Origin of the sequence: Streptomyces sp. NPDC014676 (assembly GCF_043084105.1) — a bacterium.
In the GTDB taxonomy this organism is placed as follows: Bacteria; Actinomycetota; Actinomycetes; order Streptomycetales; family Streptomycetaceae; genus Streptomyces.
On sequence record NZ_JBIBZI010000003.1, the window covers coordinates 609,104 to 631,681 of the forward strand.

General features: G+C 73.0%; 20 protein-coding genes. 10 read left to right on the plus strand and 10 right to left on the minus strand.

Annotated elements, in window-relative coordinates; all coding sequences use genetic code 11:
• Nucleotides 1-200 precede the first annotated feature (200 nt).
• The gene (locus ACF1DX_RS11365; protein WP_391790945.1) at nucleotides 201-623 is read right to left on the minus strand and encodes an ATP-binding protein; all 423 of its coding nucleotides are present in this window, start codon (nucleotides 621-623) and stop codon (nucleotides 201-203) included.
• Here ACF1DX_RS11365 and ACF1DX_RS11370 point away from each other — a divergent pair.
• Nucleotides 577-1,389: a helix-turn-helix domain-containing protein gene (locus ACF1DX_RS11370; RefSeq protein WP_391790946.1), complete on the plus strand. Its 813-nt coding sequence runs from the start codon at nucleotides 577-579 to the stop codon at nucleotides 1,387-1,389. The two genes, ACF1DX_RS11365 and ACF1DX_RS11370, sit on opposite strands and share 47 nt — an antisense overlap.
• Nucleotides 1,386-1,577: a DUF397 domain-containing protein gene (locus tag ACF1DX_RS11375; RefSeq protein WP_391790947.1), complete on the plus strand. Its 192-nt coding sequence runs from the start codon at nucleotides 1,386-1,388 to the stop codon at nucleotides 1,575-1,577. The genes ACF1DX_RS11370 and ACF1DX_RS11375 overlap by 4 nt, the downstream gene beginning before the upstream one ends.
• Here ACF1DX_RS11375 and ACF1DX_RS11380 read toward each other — a convergent pair.
• The 7 genes from ACF1DX_RS11380 to ACF1DX_RS11410 all read right to left on the minus strand — a co-directional run bounded on the left by ACF1DX_RS11380 (nucleotide 1,566) and on the right by ACF1DX_RS11410 (nucleotide 11,346).
• Complete coding sequence (locus tag ACF1DX_RS11380) at nucleotides 1,566-2,456, minus strand: urease accessory protein UreD (protein ID WP_391790948.1); 891 nt, start codon at nucleotides 2,454-2,456, stop codon at nucleotides 1,566-1,568. The genes ACF1DX_RS11375 and ACF1DX_RS11380 overlap by 12 nt on opposite strands.
• Nucleotides 2,453-3,148, minus strand: a complete 696-nt coding sequence (gene ureG / locus ACF1DX_RS11385; RefSeq protein WP_391790949.1) for an urease accessory protein UreG — start codon at nucleotides 3,146-3,148, stop codon at nucleotides 2,453-2,455. Before ureG ends, ACF1DX_RS11380 begins: the two co-directional genes overlap by 4 nt.
• 31 nt (nucleotides 3,149-3,179) lie before the next feature.
• The gene (locus ACF1DX_RS11390; RefSeq protein WP_391790950.1) at nucleotides 3,180-3,854 is read right to left on the minus strand and encodes an urease accessory protein UreF; all 675 of its coding nucleotides are present in this window, start codon (nucleotides 3,852-3,854) and stop codon (nucleotides 3,180-3,182) included.
• Between the two features lie 38 nt (nucleotides 3,855-3,892).
• Complete coding sequence (locus tag ACF1DX_RS11395; RefSeq protein ID WP_391790951.1) at nucleotides 3,893-5,740, minus strand: urease subunit alpha; 1,848 nt, start codon at nucleotides 5,738-5,740, stop codon at nucleotides 3,893-3,895.
• On the minus strand, nucleotides 5,724-6,386 hold the full coding sequence (locus ACF1DX_RS11400; RefSeq protein WP_391790952.1) for an urease subunit gamma: 663 nt from the start codon (nucleotides 6,384-6,386) through the stop codon (nucleotides 5,724-5,726). The genes ACF1DX_RS11395 and ACF1DX_RS11400 overlap by 17 nt, the downstream gene beginning before the upstream one ends.
• Nucleotides 6,387-6,774: 388 nt before the next feature.
• Nucleotides 6,775-8,130 carry a Cys-Gln thioester bond-forming surface protein gene (locus tag ACF1DX_RS11405; RefSeq protein WP_391791191.1) on the minus strand — a complete coding sequence of 452 codons (1,356 nt, stop codon included), beginning with the start codon at nucleotides 8,128-8,130 and terminating at the stop codon, nucleotides 6,775-6,777.
• A 492-nt stretch (nucleotides 8,131-8,622) separates the two neighbouring features.
• Nucleotides 8,623-11,346, minus strand: coding sequence for an ATP-binding protein (locus ACF1DX_RS11410; protein ID WP_391790953.1), 2,724 nt, complete (start codon nucleotides 11,344-11,346; stop codon nucleotides 8,623-8,625).
• 123 nt (nucleotides 11,347-11,469) lie between these two features.
• Between ACF1DX_RS11410 and ACF1DX_RS11415 the strand changes: the two genes are divergently transcribed.
• The 4 genes from ACF1DX_RS11415 to ACF1DX_RS11430 are packed head-to-tail and all read left to right on the plus strand — an operon-like array spanning nucleotide 11,470 to nucleotide 13,791.
• Nucleotides 11,470-11,856, plus strand: a complete 387-nt coding sequence (locus tag ACF1DX_RS11415) for a nuclear transport factor 2 family protein (RefSeq protein WP_391790954.1) — start codon at nucleotides 11,470-11,472, stop codon at nucleotides 11,854-11,856.
• A gap of 11 nt (nucleotides 11,857-11,867) precedes the next feature.
• The gene (locus ACF1DX_RS11420) at nucleotides 11,868-12,506 is read left to right on the plus strand and encodes a CatB-related O-acetyltransferase (protein ID WP_391791192.1); all 639 of its coding nucleotides are present in this window, start codon (nucleotides 11,868-11,870) and stop codon (nucleotides 12,504-12,506) included.
• Nucleotides 12,503-13,420, plus strand: coding sequence for a virginiamycin B lyase (locus ACF1DX_RS11425; protein ID WP_391790955.1), 918 nt, complete (start codon nucleotides 12,503-12,505; stop codon nucleotides 13,418-13,420). The genes ACF1DX_RS11420 and ACF1DX_RS11425 overlap by 4 nt, the downstream gene beginning before the upstream one ends.
• Nucleotides 13,411-13,791, plus strand: coding sequence for a VOC family protein (locus ACF1DX_RS11430; protein ID WP_391790956.1), 381 nt, complete (start codon nucleotides 13,411-13,413; stop codon nucleotides 13,789-13,791). Before ACF1DX_RS11425 ends, ACF1DX_RS11430 begins: the two co-directional genes overlap by 10 nt.
• A 133-nt stretch (nucleotides 13,792-13,924) precedes the next feature.
• On the opposite strand, the gene ACF1DX_RS11435 is transcribed toward ACF1DX_RS11430, so the two are convergent.
• A complete protein-coding gene (locus ACF1DX_RS11435; RefSeq protein ID WP_391790957.1) occupies nucleotides 13,925-14,974 on the minus strand; it encodes a hypothetical protein in 1,050 nt (349 codons plus the stop codon).
• Between the two features lie 545 nt (nucleotides 14,975-15,519).
• On the opposite strand from ACF1DX_RS11435, the gene ACF1DX_RS11440 reads away from it, so the two are divergent.
• Nucleotides 15,520-15,816 carry a hypothetical protein gene (locus ACF1DX_RS11440; RefSeq protein ID WP_391790958.1) on the plus strand — a complete coding sequence of 99 codons (297 nt, stop codon included), beginning with the start codon at nucleotides 15,520-15,522 and terminating at the stop codon, nucleotides 15,814-15,816.
• A 112-nt stretch (nucleotides 15,817-15,928) separates the two neighbouring features.
• Nucleotides 15,929-16,309, plus strand: a complete 381-nt coding sequence (locus ACF1DX_RS11445) for a hypothetical protein (RefSeq protein WP_391790959.1) — start codon at nucleotides 15,929-15,931, stop codon at nucleotides 16,307-16,309.
• Between the two features lie 439 nt (nucleotides 16,310-16,748).
• Here ACF1DX_RS11445 and ACF1DX_RS11450 read toward each other — a convergent pair whose 3' ends face one another.
• Nucleotides 16,749-19,712, minus strand: coding sequence for a BTAD domain-containing putative transcriptional regulator (locus ACF1DX_RS11450; RefSeq protein WP_391790960.1), 2,964 nt, complete (start codon nucleotides 19,710-19,712; stop codon nucleotides 16,749-16,751).
• Nucleotides 19,713-19,946: 234 nt separating this feature from the next.
• On the opposite strand from ACF1DX_RS11450, the gene ACF1DX_RS11455 reads away from it, so the two are divergent.
• Nucleotides 19,947-21,050 carry a tryptophan dimethylallyltransferase family protein gene (locus ACF1DX_RS11455; protein WP_391790961.1) on the plus strand — a complete coding sequence of 368 codons (1,104 nt, stop codon included), beginning with the start codon at nucleotides 19,947-19,949 and terminating at the stop codon, nucleotides 21,048-21,050.
• Nucleotides 21,051-21,132: 82 nt separating this feature from the next.
• Nucleotides 21,133-22,461 (plus strand): tryptophanase, encoded by a 1,329-nt coding sequence (locus ACF1DX_RS11460; protein ID WP_391790962.1) that lies wholly within the window; start codon nucleotides 21,133-21,135, stop codon nucleotides 22,459-22,461.
• Nucleotides 22,462-22,578: the final 117 nt, after the last annotated feature.

Sequence of the window (22,578 nt, forward strand, 5' to 3'; positions counted from 1 at the left end):
TCGGCCGGCCTGGAGCCGTCCGGGCGGGCGGTGGACATCGCCGCTGGGGGAGGGACGCACACCGAACGCGGTCAGGGCACCGCTCGGAGAGCCACCGTATTACTGTCCCTCCGAGGTCCCCAATGCTCTGAGCACGCCCAGGTCCGGGCTGTTCGAACGGATGAAATGCCGTGCGTCCGGGTTCAGAGGCTCCGGGGCTGTCAGGTTCGGGGAACCGTCACGCACTCGGCCCAGACCGTCTTGCCGGGACCGAGGCGGTCGCGTACGCCCCAGTCGGCGGCGAGCGCGTCGACGAGGAGCAGGCCGCGACCGCCGTCCTCGTCCGAGCCGGGAGCCTTGCGCGCCGGCCGGGCGGGGTGGGTGTCGGTGACCTCGATCCGGACCGCGCCTCGGACGGCGTCGTAGGACAGTGACAGGGCGAAGTCCCACCCCGGGACCCGGCCGTGGAGGACCGCGTTCGCGGCGAGCTCGGCGACGACGAGGACGGCGGTGTCGTGTGCCCCGGTGCCGTGCGGGTGGCCCCACTCGGTCAGTTGGTGGGCGGCGAGCAGTCGGGCGAGGCGCGCACCGCGACGGGTGGCGGAGAAGCGTTGCGCGAACGTCGGGGTCGGGGCGGTACTCAAGGCCCTGCGCGAGGAAGCCCGCCTGACGCAGGAGCAGTTCGCACCACTGGTGCGGTACTCCGTCGCGTACGTCGCCAAGATCGAACAGGGCAAGCGGTTCCCGCCGCGGGACCTGCTGGACCGGTCGGAGGAGGTTCTGGGGGCGACTGCCGCACGGGTCCTGGGGGCGGCGGCACGGAGCCTGACGCGGAAGGCGGGACTGGCGTCGTGGTTCCGGCAGTGGGCGGGGATCGAGGAGGAGGCGATCTCGCTGTATGCGTATGAATGCCGCGTGATTCCCGGGCTGTTGCAGCCCGAGCCATACATCAGAGCCCTCTTCGACCGGCACCTGCCCCCGCTCACAGAGGATCAATCAGAGCGGCAGGTAGCTGCGCGGCTGGCCAGGCAGCGACTTCTCGTCGAGCGGCCCAACACTACGTTCAGCTTCATCATCGAACAGGCGCTTCTGGAACGCCGTATGGGAGGTGCAGCCGTAACGAGGGCTCTTGTGGACCACCTCATTACGGTCGGCCGGTACCGCAATGTGGAGCTACAGGTCATGTTGCTGGCTCAAGAGGAGCACGCCGGCTTCGAAGGCGAGATGTATCTTGCCGAAACGGCGGACCACCGCTGGGTCGGCTACGTTGAAGGGCACGGCACCAGTGTGCTCGCCAGCGACCCGAAAGCCGCGAGTCAGATGCTCCAGCGCTATGGCAAGATGCGCTCGCAGGCTCTGAGCCATCAAGCCACGGTGAGCCTGTTGGAGCAGCTGCGAGGAGCGCTATGAGCACCAGCGAACTGGCCTGGTTCAAGAGCAGCTACAGCGGCGGCAGCGGCGACAACTGCGTCGAGGTCGCCGTGCGAACCGAGGCGGTCCTTGTCCGCGACTCGAAGGACACCCGGAGGCGAGCACTCGCCGTCTCCTGGGATGCCTGGTCGGCGTTCACGGAGCTAGCGGCCGACTCACTCGTCTGAACTTCCGGTCCCCCGCACCGACCTGGTGCTTGCGGAGCCGGTTCTCGCAGGCGACGCCGCCGCGTCGGAGGCGTGGGCGAGCGCGGCGTCGAGGAGGTCGCGGAGCAGGGCCGGGGTCGGGGCGACGGCGGTGGCGAGGAGGGCCGCGTCGTCGGCGAGCGACGCCAGTACGCAGTGTCCCCGTTCCGGGCCGCCGAAGAGGACGGGTTCCGGGAGCGGCACCGGTTCGGGGTCGACGAGGAGAAGCTGACCGGTCGCCCGGTGGCCGCCCAGTACGGCGGGGCCGTCCCACGCCGGGGCCGGGGCCCCGTAGACGGTGTGCTGGTCGAGGACCGGGCGGCCGTCGCGCCGTACGGTCAGGCGGGTGGACAGGTGGCCCGACGGTTCGGCGGTGCGTCCGAGGAGCTGCTCCTCGCGCAGCAGGAGCCGGGAGGTCGCGGCGAGTTCCACCCGGTAGGTCTGGTGCAGGGTGCTGTCCCGCGTGCTGATCAGCGGCCGGGGCAGCCAGTGCAGCGACGCGTGTTCGCCGACGGTGAGCCGTACGTCGTAGGTGGCGGGGTCCGTGGTGGAGCCGCGCAGGGCGATGGTGGCGGCGGACGTGGTCACCTCCAGCCGGGTGTGCGCCTCGGCGGTGATGTCGAGCGCGAGTCCGTCCCCGCCGAGTGGTGCGCTCATCGCGCCGAGTACACAGACCCGTGCCCACTCCCCGCGGGGCCGCAGCCGGCGCAGGTGGAAGGGGCCGTCGCTGTGCAGGAGGGGGAGTGTCGTGGCGCGGCCGTTGTGGGTGGCCCTCAGCCGGGCGGTGGCGTGGACGCCGGTGGGGTGGGCACGGGGCTTCGGAAGGTCCCCGGCGGGTGCCTGGGCGGTGGCGGCCGTCACCCGGTGACTCCGGCGTGCCAGGCGGTGAGGCACTCGGTGACCCAGTCGGCGACCGGGCGGATGCCGTCGGACGCGGTCAGGCTGGTGAAGGCGTACGGCAGGTCACCCCGCTGCCTGCGGGTGTCGGCCCTCATGGTGTCCAGGTCGGCTCCCACGTACGGCGCGAGGTCGGTCTTGTTGACCACGAGGAGGTCGGCGGTGGTGATGCCGGGGCCGCCCTTGCGGGGGATGTCGTCGCCGCTGGCCACGTCGATGACGAAGACCTGGCTGTCGACGAGTCCGCGGGAGAAGGTAGCGGTGAGGTTGTCTCCCCCGGACTCGATGAGGATCAGGTCGAGCGGGCCCAGGCTCTGTTCGAGCTGCTCGACGGCTTCGAGGTTGGCGGAGATGTCGTCGCGGATGGCGGTGTGCGGGCAGGCGCCGGTCTCCACGGCGGTGATGCGCTCCGGTGGCAGTACGGCCTCGCGGCGCAGGAAGGCGGCGTCCTCCTGGGTGTAGATGTCGTTGGTGACCACGGCGAGGGACAGCCGGTCCCGCAGGGTGCGGCACAGCGCGGCCACGGTCGCGGTCTTGCCCGAGCCGACCGGTCCGCCGAAGCCGATCCGCAGGGCGCGGCGGCTGCCGTCGGGGCGCCGGGGTTCGGCACTGTGGGTGTGGCGGTGCGGCAGGGTCACGGGATGGTCCAGATGCACGGGGGCTCCAGGTCGGTGCGGTGGAGGCGGGTCAGGAGGCGAAGAGGCGGACGGTCCGGGCGGCGTGCTGCTCGCCGGTGATGTCCAGCAGCGGGGCGGACGCGGCGGGCAGGACGGTGACGCCCTCGGCGGCCACGCGCTCCGCCGCGCCGGCCGCGGCATTTGCGACGGTGTCGCACTCGTCGGCGAGCCGGGCCAGTACCGCGGTGGCCTCGAACGGGTCGAGGCTCAGCAGGCGTACCGCCGCGGTCGCCGGGCCGCCGACGCTGTCGTAGGCGGCGGCGTGGGCGGCGTCGAGCGGGGTGAGTCCGGCGGCGCGGGCCGTGACGCCGAGGACGACCGGCTGGTGGGCGCCCTGGGGGCGGTGGCGGGCGAGGTGGTCGAGTTCGGCGCTGGGCCAGGTGGCGCGGGCGGCACGCATCAACTGCCGGCCGAGGCGGCGGGCGACGCGGCGCAGGGCCGGTGCGGGGGTGCGGGTGTCTGCGGCCTCGTCCAGGGCGAGGGCGTCGTGTCCGGTGGCGGACGCGGCGGCGAGACCGGCGGCGGTCAGTCCGGCGGTGTGCAGCCGCCCGCGGCAGAACGCCTCCAGGCCGGCCGCGTCGTGCACGCTTCCGGAGGCGACGGCGGCCTCCATCCCGCCGGAGTGGGCGTGCCCGCCGGCGGGGAAGCGGCCGTCTGCCAGGAGGAGCAGGGCGGTGCGGCTCATGGCCCGCCTTTCACATGAGGGCCGGGGCCGGCCGGGGATCAGAACAGGAAGTACCGCTGGGCCAGGGGGAGTTCCGTCGCGTAGTTCCGTCCGACCTCCTGTCCGTCGACGCTGGTGCGGACGTCGGAGGTGGTGGCGCCGCCGATGGTGACGTCGAAGGTGTCGGGGTCGACGTCGATCTCCGGGAGGCCGTTGTTGTGCACCATGTCGGCCTTGGTGACGCCCCGGGTGGAGCGGATCGCGCGCAGCGGCTTGAGCAGTCCGGTCCGGGAGAGTTCGCCGTCGAGGGCGGCCTCGGCGACGAAGTTGAAGGAGTTCGCCGCCGGGGCGCGGCCCTGGGCGCCCCAGACCGGGCGCGGCAGATAGGGCTGCGGGGTGGGGATGGAGGCGTTGGCGTCGCCGATCTGGGCGTAGGCGATCTGGCCGCCCTTGATGACCATGTGGGGTTTCACGCCGAAGAACTTCGGCTCCCACAGGACCAGGTCGGCGAGTTTGCCGTCCTCGACGGAACCGACCTCGTGGTCGATGCCGTGGGTGATGGCGGGGTTGATGGTGTACTTGGCGATGTAGCGCCGGGCCCGGAAGTTGTCCGCGTCGGCGTCGTCCTCGCGCAGATGGCCGTAGCGGGACTTCATGACGTGCGCGGTCTGCCAGGTCCGCAGGATCATCTCGCCGATGCGGCCCATGGCCTGGGCGTCGGAGGACATCATCGAGATGGCGCCCATGTCGTGGAGCAGGTCCTCGGCGGCCATGGTGGAGGGCCGGATCCGGGAGTCGGCGAACGCCATGTCCGCCTCGACCTCCGGGTTGAGGTGGTGGCAGACGATCATCATGTCGACGTGTTCCTTCACGGTGTTGACCGTGAAGGGCCGGGTGGGGTTGGTCGACGCGGGCAGGACGTTCGGCTTGCTCGCGAGGCTGATCATGTCGGGGGCGTGACCGCCGCCCGCGCCCTCGATGTGGAAGATGTGCAGGCCGCGGTAGCCGGCGTTGTCCTTGGTCCGGCGGTTCTTCTTGGTCGCGGCGAAGGTGTGGTGCACGAAGCCGGACTCGTTGAGGGAGTCGGCGTGCAGGGCGACCTGGACCCCGGTCTCCTCGCACACGTTCAGGGCGGCGTCGATCACGGCCGGGGTCGCGCCCCAGTCCTCGTGGATCTTGAAGCCGAGGGCGCCGGCCTTGACCTGGTCGTGCAGCGCCTTCCCGGAGACGGTGCTGCCCTTGGCGAGCAGGCCGATGTTGACCGGGAAGGCGTCGAGCGCCTCGAACGTCCGCTGGATGTGCCACTTGCCGGGCGTCACGGTGGTGGCCGTGCTGCCCTCGGCGGGGCCGGTGCCGCCGCCGATCAGGGTGGTCACGCCCGACGCGAGGGCCTCGTGGATCTGGCCGGGGCACAGGAAGTGCACATGCGTGTCGACTCCGCCGGCGGTCAGGATGCGCCCCTGGCCGGAGATCACCTCCGTCTCGGGCCCCACGACGAAGGCCGACACGCGCGGGTCGTCGTTGTCGGGCGGCGTCATGGTCTCCGGGTTGTACGCCTTGCCGATCGCCTGGATCCGGCCGTCGCGCAGTCCGACGTCGGCCTTGACCACACCCCAGTGGTCCAGGATCAGCGCCCCGGTGATCACCGTGTCCACCGGCTTGCGCTCGTGGTCGCGCGGGATGTGCGACTGCCCCATGGACTCGCGGATCACCTTGCCGCCGCCGAAGACCATCTCGTCGCCGCTGCGGCCCGGTCCGCCGCTCCAGTCCGCGTCGATCCTCAGCCGGAGGTTGGTGTCGGCGAGCCGGATCCGGTCCCCGGTGGTGGGCCCGTACAGGTCGGCGTAGCGGGAGCGCGGCAGCGGGTCCCAGGGCTTGGCGTTCTCGTTCTCAGTCCTGTCGGGCATCGAGGTGCTTCTCCTCTTCGCTCTTGTCGGCCTGGAGTCCCTGGACGATCCGCTCCCCCGCGATGGGCACCAGCATCACGGTGCGCGCGTCGCCGGGCTCGAACCGTTCGGAGGTGCCGGAGGCGATGTGCAGCCGCATCCCGTGGGCGTCCTCGCGGGTGAAGGCCAGGCCCTCGTTGGCCTCGGCGAAGTGGAAGTGGGAGCCCACCTGGATCGGACGGTCCTCGGGGTTGGCCACCTCCAACGGCACGGGTGTGGCGCCCACGTTGAACGCCACCCGGTACTCGTCCTCGTCCGGCAGCAGCTCCCGCTTCCCCGGGTGGACGTCCACCTCGGTGTCCGCCTCGTCGAACGGGTCGTGGATGGTCACCAGCTTCGTCCCGTCCGGGAACGTCGCCTCGACCTGGACGTTGGTGATCATCTCCGGTACGCCGTCCATGACTTCGTCGCGCCGCAGCACATGACGCCCGGACTCCATCACCGAGTCGACCGTCGCCCCGGCCCGCGCCTCCTCGTAGACGTGCGCCGTCAACAGCGCCATCACCTCGGGATGGTTCAGCAACAGCCCCCGCTCACGGCGCCGCCGGGCGACGTCCGCCGCCACGTGGACCAGCAGGCGCTCCTGCTCGTGCGGAGTCAGGTGCATGCCGTCCCCCTCTCCTGTTCCGTCGCTTCACGACGATCGTCGGAGAGCGGAGACCGCGGCGTACGGAGAACGGCCCCGTCATGCCTGATGGAATGAAGCGGAAGCACGGGTGGTGCGAGGGCGCAGCCGCAAGCACACCGTCCGCCCCTCGTCCCGGTCGCTCCGCCGACGCCGGCACCACGACCCGCGTCCGGGTGGGATCGAGCACGGCGAAGGCCGCGTGCGCCGTGGACGTGAACGGCAGCGTACGCGGCTCCGCAGCCGCGTGCTCCCGGGCCGTGCGGACCGCACGACGGACCGGCGCCGTGCTCCCGTACGGGCCGCCATGACGGACGGGTCCGGCACACGCGGTGCGTGTGCCGGACCCGTCCGTCGGATCAGCGGCCGGTCACTCCCCGGCGGCCGCCTTCTTCTTGCGCAGGAAGAACATCGCCGCGCCGCCCGCGGCCACGAGGGCCACCGCGATGCCCGCGATCACCGGCGTCGCGCTGGAGCCACCGGTGTTGGCGAGGTCGCCCTCGCCGCCGGTCGTGTCCTCGGCGGAGCCGCCGGCCGGGCTGGGGGCCGAGGACGGGGTGTCACCGTCCGCGCCCGGCGTCTCGGTCCCCGGGGCCGGGGTGCCCTGGGTCTTGCAGTCCAGGACGCCCTGGAAGCGCTCCGAGAAGCCGTTCGGGCCGGTGATGGTGAAGTCGTACGACGCGTCCTCGTCGACCGGGACAGTCACCGTCTTGCTGCCGCCCGCCTCGATCGTGTGCTCGGTGCCCGCGAGTTCGAAGGTGAACGGGGTGTCGCCCTCGTTGCTCGCCGTGACGTCGACACCGCCCTCGGCGCAGTTCTTCTCCGCCGTGACCGAGGGGATGGCGCCCTTGGTGGCCCAGTTCGCGGTCGCGTCGGCCGTGACCGTGGACTCGCTGGAACCGGCGAGGATCTGCGTCTGGCTCCTGCTGGGGCTCGCGAACGCGCGGCCGACCGGGATCTCGGTGGTCGCCCGGACCGTCAGCGAGGCCGAACCGTCGGCCGTCCCCTCGGGAACGTCGAAGTACAGCTCGGCGCCGTCACTGGCGGAGGTGACGGCCTTGCCGTCCTTGTCGGTCACCTTGACGCCGGCCCCGGCCGCGTCGGCGGAGGCGGCGACGGAGACCTGGCCGGCGTCGGTGCGCACGGTCACCGGGCCGAGCTTGCCGCCGGCCTTGCCGGAGACCGCGTTGGGCTCCAGGGTGAGGGAGGTCTTCGGCTCCTGGAGGTTCTGGGCCTGGGCCTCGAGCCAGTCGGCGAGCTTCTCGGCCTGCGCGTCGCGGGCCTCGACCTTCGCCCCGTCCGAGAAGCGCCAGATGGCCACCTGGGTGCCGGCCGCGGCGGTCTTGGCCGTCAGCCCCTCGGTACCCGACTTCTGGGCCAGCGCCGTCAGGTCGTCGACCTGCGGGTACGAGTTCTGGAGGATCCAGAGGATCTTGCCGGCGCTCTCGTTGGCGCCGAGCGAGGTCTGGGCCCAGGGGGTCTCCAGGTACGTCGCCTTGTTCTGGGTCGGGTTGTGGATGTCGATGCAGTACGACTGCAGACGGCCGCTGCCCTCGACGTTCATCTCGAACAGGCCGGCGGCGATGTCCTTGGTCTTGCCGTCACCGAGGTCGAGGCGGGCCGAGTCGAACGTCTTCAGCCCGTCGAGCGTGGCGACCGCACCCCCCTGGTGATGGACGTCGTCCCCGTCGGCGACGGCGCTGCCCGCACCGACGAGGAGACCCATGGCGAGCAGTCCGGCCGTGGCCGCCCCCGCGGCGACACGCCGCCCGGTGGTGCGCCGCCCGGTCGTGGCGGACGCGGATTGAAGAGCAAACACAGATTTCCCCTCCGGCGGGACCCGCAACGGGACACGCGAGATGTGTTCACACATGATGCGTGGTGGAAGAGTCACGCCAGTTGTCTCAAGTGCTGGACAAGCACAGGGAGATCCTAGGGAGGGAAGCGTCATGGATCCCCCTTCCCGGCACCGGACGATCATTCCGAATCGGAACCGTTACTTCCGACGACCGGAGTGTCCTCATCCATCCAACCTTCACAGGCCACTTGGGAAGCCTGCACACCTACTGTCCGGTAGGAGGCGGCCACCGGTGGGCGCCCGGCATGCTTTCCCGTATCCCATGTGCCGTGCCGAGGGCAGTGGTTGGGCGACCGACCGGGAGAGGCGATCGGGAAGGCGGACGCCGGGCCCGGGGCAGGCCCGGATCACGCGGTGGCGTCACGGTGCGGCGTCCGTGAGCGCCAGGGCGGCGAGTTCGGTTCGCGCGGTGACGCCGAGTTTGGGGAACGCCTTGTAGAGGTGGTATCCGACGGTGCGCGGACTGAGGAACAGCTGTGCGGCGATGTCCCGGTTGGACAACCCCCGTGCGGCCAGCCGGATGATCTTCCGTTCCTGTGAGGTGAGTACGGACAGCACCCCGCCCGCGGCCTCGGCCCCGGGTACGGTCGCGCCGGTCGCGTCGAGCTCGGCGCGGGCCCGCTCCGCCCAGGGCGTGGCGCCGAGTCTCCGGAAGGTCTCGAACGCGTCGCGGAGCTGGGTCCTGGCCTCGGACCTGCGGCGCATGCGGCGCAGCCACTCGCCGTAGAGGAGAGCGGTGCGCGCGCGTTCGAACCGCCGGTCGTCGGGGTGCAGCCGCAATGCGGCCCGGTACAGCTCCGCCGCGTCCGTTTCCGGCGCGAGCAGCGCGCGGCAGCGTTGGACGTGCGCGTCGATCCACGGCTGCGCGGCGTCGTGCGCCCAGGCCGTGAGCCGTGCGAGCGGCTCACGGGCGTCGGCCGGCCGGCCGAGCCGCACCGCCGCCTCGACCAGGTCGGGGATGCTGCGCAGGCCGGGAAGCTGATGGCTCACCGGTCCGGTGTGCAGGGCGGTCAGGCGGGTGCGGGCGGACTCCCACCGGGCGTGGCCGAGGTCGAGCAGGGCCAGTGCCCAGTGCGCCCAGGACATACCGGGCGGGGTCGCGCCGGGCTCCGGCGCGGCGAGCGCGTCGTCGGCGAAGGCGTGACAGCGCCGCTCGTCGCCCGTCACCGCGGCCAGGTAGGCCAGTACGCCGCTGATCTCGGCGGTCCACTGCCGGTGTCCGAGCTCCTGGGCGATGTGCAGCGCCTCGGTCGCCTCGTCCCAGGCGTCGGTGTGCCGGCCGAGGAAGGTCGACGTCCGGGCGACACACGCCAGCACGGGCGGTGTCCGGCCGATCCATCCGCGGTCGCGGCACCGGGCGAGGAGCTCGCCGGCCACCCGGTGCGCCTCGGTGTCCTGACCGGCGGCCTGGAGGCTGGTGGCTCCGACCAGGATCGTGTCGTGCGGCCCGCCGAATCCGGTCCGTCCGGCGGCCGCGACACGGCGTACGAGGGCCCCTGGGTCCCGGTCCCCCTGACCGATCGCGGACCGCACCGTCCAGGTCAGCAGGCGGGCCACGTGGGTGAGCGGGTCGTCGGGCGGCAACGGCAGGGCGTCCAGCCGGTCCGCGGTGTCCGCGACCTCGTCCTGCCCGAGGTACCAGGCGGCGTGCACCGCGTCGAGCAGCATGTGGGCGGCCAGCGCCGGATCGTCGTCCCGGGTCAGCTCGGCCGCCTCGGTCAACGACCGGCAGGCCGTGCGGAGCAGGCCGTGGTGGAACGCCGCGGCGGCGCGGACCCGGGTGGCGCGCACGGTCAGGGCCGGGTCGTCGGTGCCCGCCGCGCCGTGCCGGGCGAGCTCCACCATGCGGTCGATGTCGCCTTCCTCGGCGATCGCCTCCGCGGCCAGCACGAGCCGGCGGGCCCGGTCCGTGCCGGACTCCGTGAGCTGCGCGGCCCGTTCGTAGGCCGCCGCCGCGGCGGCGTATCCGCTGCGCTCGACGGCCCGTCGGGCGGTGTTCTCCAGTTCCGCGGCCACCTGCTCGTCGGGGCCGGTGGCCACCACGGCGTGGTGCCAGGCGCGCCGGTCGGCGTCCTCCGGCCGGTGGAGGGCCTCGGCGAGGGCCGTGTGCACCACGAGGCGGAGGCTGACCGGCGCCGCCTGGTAGACGGCCGACCGCACGAGGGGGTGGTGGAAGCGCACGGTGTGGTTGTCCACCCGGAGCAGTCCCGCCGTCTCCGTGGGCACCAGATCCGTGGGGCGGCAGCCGAGAGAGGCCGCCGCGCGCAGGACGACGTCGCGGTCACCGGTGCCCTCGGCGGCCGCGACGAGCAGCAGGTGCCTGCTCGGTTCGGGCAGCCGTCGTACCCGGTCGAGGAACGCCGCCTGGACCGTCTCGGTCATGGGCAGGGCCTGGCCGGCGGCGACCGGCCGGCCGGTGGCGAGGGCGAGGGGCAGTTCGAGGAGGGCGAGCGGGTTGCCCCGTGCTTCGGCCAGGACCCGGTACCGGTGGGCGGGGGACAGCGTGGCGGCGTGCTCGGCCAGGAGGCCGGCGGCGGCGGGCGCGTCGAGCCCCGTCAGCGGCAGGTGGGCGAGTCCGGGGGCCTCGAAGCCGGTCCGGGCGGTGATGATCAGCGCCGTGCCCTCGGCGTCGAGCCGCCGCGCGGCGAACAGCAGGGCCTCGGCGGACGCCCGGTCCAGCCACTGCGCGTCGTCGACGAGGCACAGGACGGGCCCGCCGTCGGCGAACTCGGCGAGGAGGGAGAGGACGGCGAGGCCGACGAGCATCCGGTCGCCCGGTTCGGCCGGGGCGAGGCCGAAGGCCCCGCGCAGGGCACGCGCCTGCGGTGCGGGGAGGGCGTCGGTCCGGTCGAGGGCGGGCCGCAGCAGTAGGTGCAGGCCGGCGAACGGCAGGTGGGCCTCGGACTCGATCGCGGTGCCGCGTATGACCCGTAAGCCCTCGGCCGCCGACGCCGCGTACTCCATCAGCGCGGTCTTGCCCATGCCCGGCTCCCCGGTGATGAACAGGCAACCGCTGCGACCGGTCCGGCAGTCCGCCAGCAGGCGGTCGATGACCGATATCTCGTCACTCCGTCCGTGCAACACCTGGCGAGCGTACTTAAGCCGGCCGGATGTCCCGGACCGGATTGCCGGGGCGTGACGGATTCCGCTCCCGGACCCCGGCCCTAGCGTGGTGGGACAGAACACGGCGGCGGAGGGAGATCGGCCATGTCCGGCTTCGACGAGCTGGCCAGGCGGTACCTGGCAAGCTGGAACGAGCGCGACCCGGTCAGGCGCCGGGCGCTCGTCGACGAGCTGTGGACCGATGACGCCGGCTACGTCGATCCGATCGTGGCGGCCGAGGGCCGCGACGCCATCGAGGAGGTGATGGCCACGGCCCAGCGGCAGTTCCCCGGCCTGGTGTACCGGCCGGCCGGGAAGGCCGACGGCCACCACGACGTGGCACGCCTCGCCTGGGAACTGGCGCCGGACGGCGGCCCCGCGGTGATCGTCGGACTCGCCGTCATGGTCACCGAGCGGTCCCGGCTGCGCCGCGTCCACGGCTTCCTCGACCCCGTCCCCGCAGTCACCACCTCACCAGGAGCCGGACGTTGACACCTGACCCGATGACCCTCCACCCGCTGCCGGCACATGAGCGGGTGGTGTTCCTCAAACCGCTGGTCGACTCACCGAAGATCGTCGTGGGCGAGTACACCTACTACGACGACCCGGACGGCGCCACCGGCTTCGAGCACCGCAACGTGCTCTACGCCTACGGCCCGGAACGGCTGATCATCGGCAAGTACTGCGCCATCGCCACGGGCACCCGGTTCCTGATGGCCGGCGCCGACCACCCGACGATGGGGGTGTCCACCTTCCCGTTCACCATGTTCGGCGGCGAGTGGGCCGAGCGGACCCTCGACATCGTCACCGGCATGCCCAGCCGGGGCGACACCGTGGTCGGCAACGACGTCTGGTTCGGACACCGGTCCACCGTCCTGCCCGGTGTCCGCATCGGCGACGGCGCCGTCATCGCCGCCGGCGCCGTCGTCACCGCGGACGTACCGCCGTACACGATCGTCGGCGGCAACCCGGCCCGCCCGATCCGGCGGCGGTTCGACGACGCCGACGTCGACCGGCTCCTGCGGGCCGCCTGGTGGGACTGGCCGGCGGAGCTGGTCACCGAACACGCCCGCACCATCATGGCCGGCACCCCGGCCGACATCGCCCGCATCGCCGCCGACCACGGACCGGAGACCGCATGACACCCGTGTCGATCGAGGAACACCCGGTGTCCGGCGGCGGCGGACCGTACGCGGTCACCACCGGCCCGGACGGCGCGCTGTGGTACACGCTGGTCCACAGCGGCCGGATCGGCCGGCTCGTGCCCGGCGCCGGACCGGAGAGCCACCGGCTCGACCCGGACTGCGGGCCGACGGTCATCACCACCGGGCCGGACGGCGCCCTGTGGTTCACCGAGTACCGGGCCCACCGCATCGGCCGGATCACCACCGACGGCGCCGTCACGGAGTTCCCGCTGCCCACCGCGGAGTGCGGGCCGTTCGGCATCGTGGCGGGGCCCGACGGGGCGCTGTGGTTCACCGAGACCGCCGCCGACCGCATCGGCCGCGTCACCACCGGCGGTGAGGTCACCGAGTTCCCGCTCCCGGTCACCGGCGCGTTCCCGTCCGCGATCACCGCGGGACCGGACGGCGGAATGTGGTTCACCCTGAACCAGGCCGACGCGATCGGCCGGATCGGCACCGACGGCACGGTCACCGTCCACCCGCTGCCCACCGCGGCCTCCGCACCGGTCGGCATCACCCTCGGCCCCGACGGTGCCCTCTGGTACGTCGCCATCGCCGCCGGCCACATCGGCCGCGTCACCACCGGGGGCGAGATCACCGAGTTCCCGCTGCCCGACCGCGCCGGCCGGCCGCACGCCATCACGACAGGCGCCGACGGCGCCCTGTGGTTCACGGAGTGGGGCGGCAACCGCGTCGGCTCCCTCACCACCGAGGGCGTGATCGAGGTGCACGACCTGCCCACACCCGGCTCGGAGCCGCACGGCATCACCCTCGGCCCCGACGGAGCCGTGTGGACGGCACTGGAGACCGGCGCCCTCGCCCGCATCACCCCGAACCCGCTTTCCCGACAGAGGAGTTCACCTTGCCCGTGACGTTCAACCACACGATCGTCCCCGCCGACGACCGCGAGGAGTCGGCCCGGTTCTTCCGCGAACTGTTCGAACTCCCCGAGGCGCCGTCATGGGGTCCGTTCACCAACGTCCAACTCGACGAGGGCGTGTTGCTGCAGTTCGCCGAACTGCCCGGGGTCGACCGGATCCAGACGCACCACTACGCGTTCCTGGTCGACGACGACCTGTTCGACCGGGCCTACGCCCGCCTCCGGGCAGCCGGCACCGAGCACTGGGCCGACCCGCGGATGACACGGCCCGGTGAGACCAACACCGAGCACGGCGGTCGCGGCGTCTATTTCAACGACCCCGCCGGCCACGCCATCGAAATGATCACCAAGCCCTACCTGTGAACCGGACCGCCCGAAAGGACTCCCCGACACGCCGCCCTCGGCCCCCACACGTGGCTCGGCATGGCTTCGGCCGGCTTCCACCGCGCCGCCGCGGAACAGCCTCCGCGGAACGGTGGTGCGGGCAAGTCCCCTCTCAACGACCGAGGCTCCGAGCCACGAACGCCATGTGCTGGATGTTCCCGGCCCTGTTCCAGGTGGAGTGGTTGCCCGGGGTCCCGACACCCCGGGCCCGGTCGCACAGCCACGCCTCCCCCGCACTCGCCGCCGCTCCCCGGAAGTCCGTGAGGCCGGTGAGGCTCCTGGCGGCCTCCCGGTTCGCGTCGTCGTACTGCCTGCCGTGGGGCACCTTGACGAGGTGGTAGGAGCGGGCGGTCGTGTAACGGAGGACGCCCCACGGCGGGCCGCCGCCGCCCGACACCGACGGCCGGGTGACGTACGTCGCGGGGTGGATGCCGTAGTCGCCGTAGCCGAGCCGGGAGACGTAGGGACGGTCGGCGTGCCGGATCTCGTGCCAGGTGTCCCGGTCCGTGCGCGGCGCCTCGTACCGCGCGCCCTCCCGGAAGTCGTCCGGCGGATCGGGAAAGCCCCCGGCCACCACGGTCACCGTGCCCCAGGAAGCGAGAGGGAGCAACACGTCCAGGGTGCGCACGGCCTCCTTCCCGGCGTCGGGGCGGTCCGGCAGGACCGTGCCGAGGTCGAGGAGGAGGTCGGCGGGGTGACCGGCGGGCAGGTGGCCGAGCAGCGCGGTGACCTCGTCGGCCCACGACACCGTGCTCTCGTTCCAGCCGCCGAGCAGCCGGACCCGGAGGGCCAGGGGGAGGTCCTGCCGTCGGGCCACGGTGAGGGCGAGCGACTGCTGCGCGTCAGGACGCCCGGGTCCGGTGACCGGCCGAAGGAAGCGGTCCTCCCACCACCGCGGGCTCAAGGTGTCGGCCAGTACGGCGGCCTCGGTGTCGTCCACGAAGGGGGCGTCCAGCCAGGCCGGTGTGCGGAGCTGCGCACGAGCGGCCTCCCCGGCCTCCTTCGCGATCCGCCCCGCCAGCGGTCCGGACGGCATGCCGGGGTGGGGGGACAGCGTCCAGAGCGGGACGACACCGCGTTGCAGGGCTCCGGGCAGGCCCCGATAGGCGGCGGCCGCGTGCGGTTTGGCCGGAAGGACGGGGACGTACGGCGGTACGGACATGGCGTTCCCCCTCGGCGCTGCCCGTGCGCGGTGCTTTCCTCCAGGGTGAAACCCCCGGCAAGGACCGGAAAGGGCGCCAATCGGCCATGGCCCGTCGCGCGGGGTGCGCAAGTCCCACCGGTCACGGTCGGCAGCATCCGCGGGCCCCTGGCGCGCCGCCCCGTCCCCACGGCCCGAACGGGATCCACGGTTCGCTGTGCACCACAAGGGACCATCCGCTCCTCAGGAGTGCGGCGCACAGGAACGCACGTCTGCCGGGAGGCGTCGTGAAGTCTCCCGGTTGCCGCGCAGACGACCAGTGCGGGCTCGGGCTCCGGCAAGACGGGGCCGTTCATCGTGCCGGTCCCCGGCGAACGCCGACGACAGGGCACCGCACGGCCCTGACTGACGGTCGCTCAGGAATGACGTCATCCCTGCGTCACGGCGGAATCATCGCGTCCCGACCGCGATGTCACGCGGATCGACGACGCGCTGGGGCGAGCCCATGAAGGCGCGGGTGTTGCCGCGGCGCCAACGCGTACGATTACCCGCCGGACCCGGTCACGATGTACGACCTCGACGGCAAGGGCTGGTTCTCCCGGGGACGCGCACACCGCATCACCATCTGTGTCGGCGCGGTCCTGTGGGTCCTGAGCACCGCCTGCTTCGCCGCGGCGAAGGTACGCCGGATCCGGCAGGTCATCCGCCGGTGGGGTGGCGTCCGTGCCGCGATCTCGCGGGTGATGAGCGCCCGTACCCGCTACCTGCGCACGCAGCGCCTGGCCACCAGGATGATCATGACGGGTTCCGCGATCCTCGGCCTGGACTCCGTCTACGACAAGTGCATCAAGACGAAGCTGTGACCGCCCGGGACCGCCGGTCCTGAGCGGCCGGCGGTCCCCCGCCCCATCCGTACGACGGCCCGCTCCGGCCGGGAGGCTCCCGGCCGGAGCGGGCGTACGGGAAGGTTTTCCCATGAGCTCCCCCAGTCCCCTCCTCGTCGTTCCCACCGTCCTGTGGACCGCGGTCGCCGCCGTGGCGGTGATCACCGCGATCGTCCGGTCCGTCCGGATCAGGCGCCGGTCCGCGGACCCGGCCGGCTCCCCCGCCCCCTGGAACCCCTACGGCCCCGACTTCACCGTGGCCGTGGTGGCGGCGGCCGCCGGGTACGCCGTCGGGGCCCTGATCGCGCAGCGTTTCACCGTGGGCCAGGCCGCGCTGGGCGTTCTGTGGCCCACGCTCGCCGCGACGGCCCTCGCGCAGGTGGCACGGGGGCGCCTGCGCGGGTCGGCCCCGGTGGTCACCGTGCTGTTCGCCGCCGTGGGCGCCGCGCTCCTCGGCGTGCTGTCCGGCTGATCCGCGGCGGGTGCGGGGCTCCGCCCCGTGACCGCGGACGGCGGACGGCGGACGGCGGACGCTGCGGGCGTTCCAGGCCGACGGATCGACGCAGCGCTTCCACGAGGGGCGCGGTTTCGCCGGGGCCGAGCGAACGGACGTGCTCCACGACGCCGAGCGGGAGCCGGACGCCCCCGCGTCCGGAAGTCCTCGGGGCAGCACCGGACGGGCCGGCCGTCCGCCCGGACCGGGAGAGCCGTCACGCCAGACCGTCCCGGAGACCGGGTTCTCCACCGCCGCCGGCTGTGGCCGGTCCGCCGCGTCGCACCCTGACGGCTCCGGTCGTCGGCGACAGCGGATTCCCGGCGCCCGGGACGGCGTCCCGTCCACCGGGAGCCGGCGTCGGGTGCCAGCCGCAAGCGGGACGGGAAGGCAGGCCCCCGCGGGACGACCGCCCGCGTCACCCGCGGAACGCCCTCTCGTCCAGTGCGAGTCGCAGACCGTCCTCGGCGGACGCGCCCCGGGACCATGCCGTCCGGTAAGCGTCGGCGTCCAGGGACGCGCGCACCCGGCCTACGGCGGTGAGGTGCGCCTCGTGGAAGGGGCGCAGACCGATCAGCGCCACGCCCGTGTCCTGCCGCAGGCGGTGGGCGGCGCCCAGGAGCCGTGCCGCCCTGGCGCAGTCGCCGGTGGCCGCCACCGCCCAGGCGAGTGTCTCCAGGCCCCACACCGGTCCCCAGCTGTCCCCGATGGCCCTCTGCCGCGCCAGCGCCTCACACAAGGGGGCCAGGGCGGCCTCCGCTTCGCCGTGCCGCAGCTCCACGAGCCCCGTGCACCACCGGGCCCAGGTGCGGGCCCATTCGGCCGCGCTCGCCTCCGCCTCGGCGACGTACACGTCACGAGCCGCGCAGGCCGAGGAACGGTCACCGAAGAACGCCTCCGCCATGGCCCACAGCATCGTCGCCATGTGGGCGTCACCCGCCTGTCCGGCGGCACGGAACCCGTTTCGCGCCTCGGCCAGCAGCGCGATGCCGGCCGGGTCGCCCCGTACGAGCATGGCGTGCGCTCCCTCGATGTACGTCACCGGCGCCGCCGACGGGCCGTCCGGCAGCTCTCGGGCCACGGCACGGCATTCGGCCAGGAAGGCCCCGGCCGCCGGGTTGTCGCCCTGGCAGAGCGCGATCCACGCCTTCATCGCCAGCGCCCCGACGACAAGCTCCGGTGTCCCCGCGGTCGCGGTACCCGGCGCGTCCGGCACCCCCGGTGCCCGGGCCCCGTCCGGGCCGGGGGCCGGCAGGCGTTCCAGCCAGTGCCGCCCCTCCCCCAGCGTGCTGCTGAAGAACCAGCACCGGGTACGGGCCAGGTTCACGGCGATCTCGACGCCGGCCCCGGTCAGCTCCTGTCGGGTCGCGCAGTAGGCCAGGGCGGTCCGCAGGTTGGGTAGTTCGGTGCGCAACCGGATCAGCCAGTCGACCTCCCGCGGCCCGCACCATTCCCGGCCGGCCCGTACCGCCGTCATCCGGTAGAAGTCACTGTGCCGGACCCGCAGCCATGCCGTACGGCCTTCTTCCCGGAGCCGCTGCCGGCCGTACTGGCGGATGGTCTCCAGCAAGGTGTACCGGGCACGGTCACCCGAGCTGTTGACCACCACGATCGACTTGTCCACCAGCCCGGCCAGCAGGTCGAGCACGTCCTCGCGCGCCACGCCCTCGCCCGCGCAGACCGTCTCCGCCGCCTCCAGGTCGAAGCCGCCCGAGAACACGGACAGCCGGTTCCAGAGCCGCCGCTCCCCTTCGGTGCACAGGTCGTAGCTCCAGTCGACGACACCACGCAAGGTGTGGCCGTAGCGGACCGGCGTACGCGGATGCGGCACGGACAACAGGCGGAACCTGTCGTCGAGGCGCTCCAGCATCTCCTCGGCCGTCATCGAGCTCAGCCGTACCGCCGCCAGTTCGATGGCGAGCGGCATGCCGTCGAGCCGCCGGCACAGCTGGGCGACCGCCTCACGGTTGCGGGCGGTGAGCCGGAAAGCCGGGGCGGAGCCGGCGGCACGGTCCACGAGCAGTCTCACGGCCTCGGAGCGGAGCAGCGGGTCGTCGGCTCCGGTCACGTTCTCCGGGCGGGCCGTGCCGTCCGCTTGGCCGTCCGCGCCGGGCAGGGTGAGCGACGGCACCGTCAGCACATGCTCTCCGGGCACTCCCAGACGCTGCCGGCTGGTGGCCAGTACGCGCAGTCCGGGTGCCGCACGCGCCAGCCTCAGGACGAGCGCGGCGACGTGCTCCACCAGGTGCTCGCAGTTGTCCAGGACGAGCAACAGGCACCGGTCGCGCACATGGCCGACGACGGCGTCCACCGCGGGCCGCGCCGACTGGTCCCGCAGCCCGAGCGCCTCGGAGACGGCCCGGTCGAGGAGGTCCGCGTCGCTCAGCGGGGCGAGGTCCGCGAGCCGGACACCGTCGGCGAAGGACGGCCCGACCTCCGCGGCGACCCGCAGCGCGAGCCTCGTCTTGCCGACACCGCCCGCTCCGGTGAGGGTGACGACCCGGGCGGTCCCCAACAGGCGCCGTACCTCCGCCACCTGGGTCTCGCGGCCGATGAACGTCGTCATCTCGGCGGGTAGTTCACCGTCCCGGGACGGCGGAGCCGGCTTCGTTCCCCGCGCCTCGTCCAGATCCGGGGCGGCGGCCAGCAGCCGCCGGTGGACCTGCCTCAGTCCGGTCCCGGGCGTGACGCCCAGCTCGTCGGCGAGCAGCGCGGTGACCGTGCGGTAGCTCTCCAGTGCCTCGCCCTGCCGCCCGCACTGGAACAGCGCGAGCATCCGCTGGGCCCAGAAACGCTCACGCAGCGGGTACTCCTCGACGAGACCGCGGAGTTCCGGGAGTACGTCGGCGGCCCGGCCGAGGGCCAGGTCCGCGTCGATTCTCGACTCCAAGGCGTCCAGGCGTTGTTCGGACAATGCCGGTACGACGCCCTGGAGGAGGTGCGCGGGCAGGTCGGACAGCGGATCCCCCCGCCACAGCCCCAGGGCCTCGCGCAGCAGGGGGGCCGCGCGCACCGCCGCGCCCTCTTCGAGGGCCGTGCGGCCCTGGCGGACCAGGGCGGTGAAACGGTGCAGGTCCAGATCGTCCGGCGCGGCTTCGATCAGATAACCGTGAGGGCGGGTGAGGACGGGCGCACCGCCCGGCGGACAGTCGAGCGCGCGACGCAGGCGCAGGACGTAGTTCTGCAGCGTGTTGCGCGCACGGCCGGGCGGATGCTCGCCCCACAGCCGGTTCACCAGCGTTTCCACGGTGACCACGTGGTTGGCCTGGGCGAGCAGAGCCGCCAGCAGCAGCCGGATCTTGGCCGCGTCGATGCGCACCGGCCGCCCGTCGCGCAGCACTTCGAGGGGCCCCAGGACCTTGAACTCGTACCGCGTACCCACCGCTCCCCCGGTCACTCGCCCCGGGCGGTCACGGCCAGAGCGCGAAGAGCGACCACCCCGGTACGCATTGTAGCCAGCGCGTGACCGGGAGGTGACCGGCGCGAAGCCCTCGGTGAGGACGGTGGGCCCGGCGTTCACGGCACACCGTCCTGGAGTCCGCACATGGTTCCGAGCGATCACCGACAACCGAACTCCCCTGCCGCGGGAACGACGTCTGCGGCGGCCGTCACCGGCGTGACCCTGGGCGAGCTCGTCGGGGGACAACTGCGCGGGGTGTGCCGTGCGGCCGGATTCGCGGCTCCGGACGGTGCCGTCGAGGCCCCGCTCCTCGACCTGCTGGACCTGCTCGGCCCCGCCGCCCGGCGTCCTTTGGCCGCCGGCCCGCCCTCCCCCTCGTTCGTCTGCGACGACCACTCCCCGGTGGAGTTCTCCCTCGCGTTCACCGCGGGAGGCGAGACGGTCGTACGGGTTCTGGCCGAACCCGGCTGCACGGCGGCCACGCTCGCGGAGAACGGCCGTCTGGGCCTGCGTGCCCTGGAGGCACTGGCCTCGCGCCGGGCCTTCTCGACCGAACCGGTGCGCCGGGTGGAGGATCTCTTCTTCCCGCCGGCGGCCCACGGCCCCTTCGCACTGTGGTGCGCGATGGACCTGCGGCGGGGCCGGCCCCCCGGCATCAAGGTGTACGTCAATCCGCAGGCCCACGGGCGGGAGCGGGCCACCGAGGTCGCAAAGGAGGCGCTGAGCCGGTTCGGATTCGGCCGGGCATGGCGTGCGCTGCGGGAACGAGCCGTGCCACGCGGCCCCGACAGGGACGAGATCCTGTTCTTCGCACTGGATCTGGGCCGGTGGCACACGCCACGGGTGAAGGTCTACGTCGCCCACCACGACGCCACCGCCACGGACGTGCGCGCTGTGTCCCGCCTGCTGCCGGGGGACCGTGCCGGGCGGGTGGACGAGTTCTGCCGCGTGGCGGGAGGCGACCCCGGGCGCTTCACCCGCCGGCCCCTGGTGTCCTGCCTCTCCTACACCGAGCGGGACAGGGAGCACCCCAGTGGCTACACCGTCCACGTGCCCGTCCGCGACTACGCACGGGACGACGGGGTCGCCCGGAACCGTGCGGCGGCCGTCCTCCGGCTCCACGGCATGGACGCCGCCGTCCTCGACCGCGCGTGGTCCGCGATGACGTCCCGTCACCCGTCCGACGGGGTGGGTCTGATCGCCTATGTGTCCCTCGTGCGGAGCACCTGGCAGCCGCCCCGCGTGAACGTCTACTTCTCACCGGAGGCCTACGGGGTCCGCCCTCCGCGCGTCACACGCCGGCTCCGTACCACCGGATGACAGTTCGTACCGCGCGGACCGCGCACCAGGAAGGGTGAGGGTTGTGGAACCGTACAGGATCAAAGTCGTCGAACCGATTCCGGTGACCACGCGAGCACAGCGTGAGCGAGCCCTGCGGCGCGTGCACTACAACTTGTTCGGGCTGCGCGCCGACGAGGTCACGATCGACCTGCTCACCGACTCGGGAACGGGTGCCCTGTCAGCGGCGCAGTGGGCCGCGGGCACGGCCGGCGACGAGTCCTACGCCGGGTCGCGGTCCTTCCACCGCTTCCAGGACGTGGTCAGGGAACTGACCTCTTACCCCTGTGTCCTGCCGGTCCACCAGGGCCGGGCGGCGGAGCGCATCCTCTTCTCCGCCCTGCTCGCTCCGGGGCAGATCACGCTCAGCAACACCCACTTCGACACCACGCGCGCCAACGTGGAACTGGCCGGCTGCCAGGCGGTGGACCTCCCCTGCCCGCAGGCCGGGGATCTCGACGGCGACGAGCCGTTCAAGGGCGACATCGACCTGCACCGGCTGGAAGAAGCGCTGCACGGCCCCGACGCCTCCCGGATCGCCCTGGTCCTCATGACGCTGACCAACAACGGCGTGGCCGGCCAGCCGGTGTCGATGGACAACCTCGCCCGAGCCGCCGCCCTCTGCCGGAAACACTCGGTTCCGCTCTTCCTCGACGCCGCCCGTTTCGCGGAGAACGCGTGGCTGGTCACCCAGCGCGAGCCGGCGTTCCGCGACCTGAGTCCGCGCCAGGTCGCCGAGCAGGCGTTCCGGCTGGCGGACGGCTGTCTGATGAGCGCCAAGAAGGACGGCATCGCCCACATCGGCGGCTTCCTCGGCCTGCGCGACCGCGCCCTCGCCGAGCGGTGCGAGCTGCTGCTCATCGCCACGGAGGGCTTTCCCACCTACGGCGGCCTGGCCGGCCGGGACCTGGACATGGTCGCCCAAGGACTGACCGAGGTCACCGATCCCCCCTACCTCCGGTCCCGCGCCGACGCCGCCCACCACCTCGCCCGCCTGACCCGCGACGCCGGCATCGGCATCGTCGAACCCCCCGGCCTGCACGCCCTCTACCTCAACGCCGGCCGTCTGCTCCCGCACATCGCCGCGCACCGCTTCCCCGGCCATGCGCTCGCCTGTCAGCTCTACCTCGAGGGCGGCATCCGCTCGGTGGAACTGGGTTCGCTCTACCTCGGCCGCGAGGACGAGAACGGCGAACCGGTCGTCACGGCACCCTACGAACTGGTCCGGCTGGCGCTTCCCCGCAGGACCTACGGCCTCGGCCATCTGAACCACGTGGGCGAGGTCCTGGCGGCGACCGTGAAGGCCAAGGAGCGGATCCCCGGCTACCGCGTGGTCGAACAGCCCCCGCTCCTCCGCCATTTCCGCTGCAAGCTGGAACCCGTCCCGTCGTGACGCCCGGGCGGTCCCGAGCGGCGTGCGCCGGAGCTCCGCCGGGCCGTTCCCCGCGCCCGCACCGCCCCGCCCGGCCCTCACACCGGAAGCACCGGCCCCGGCGGACGGCGAGGAGCC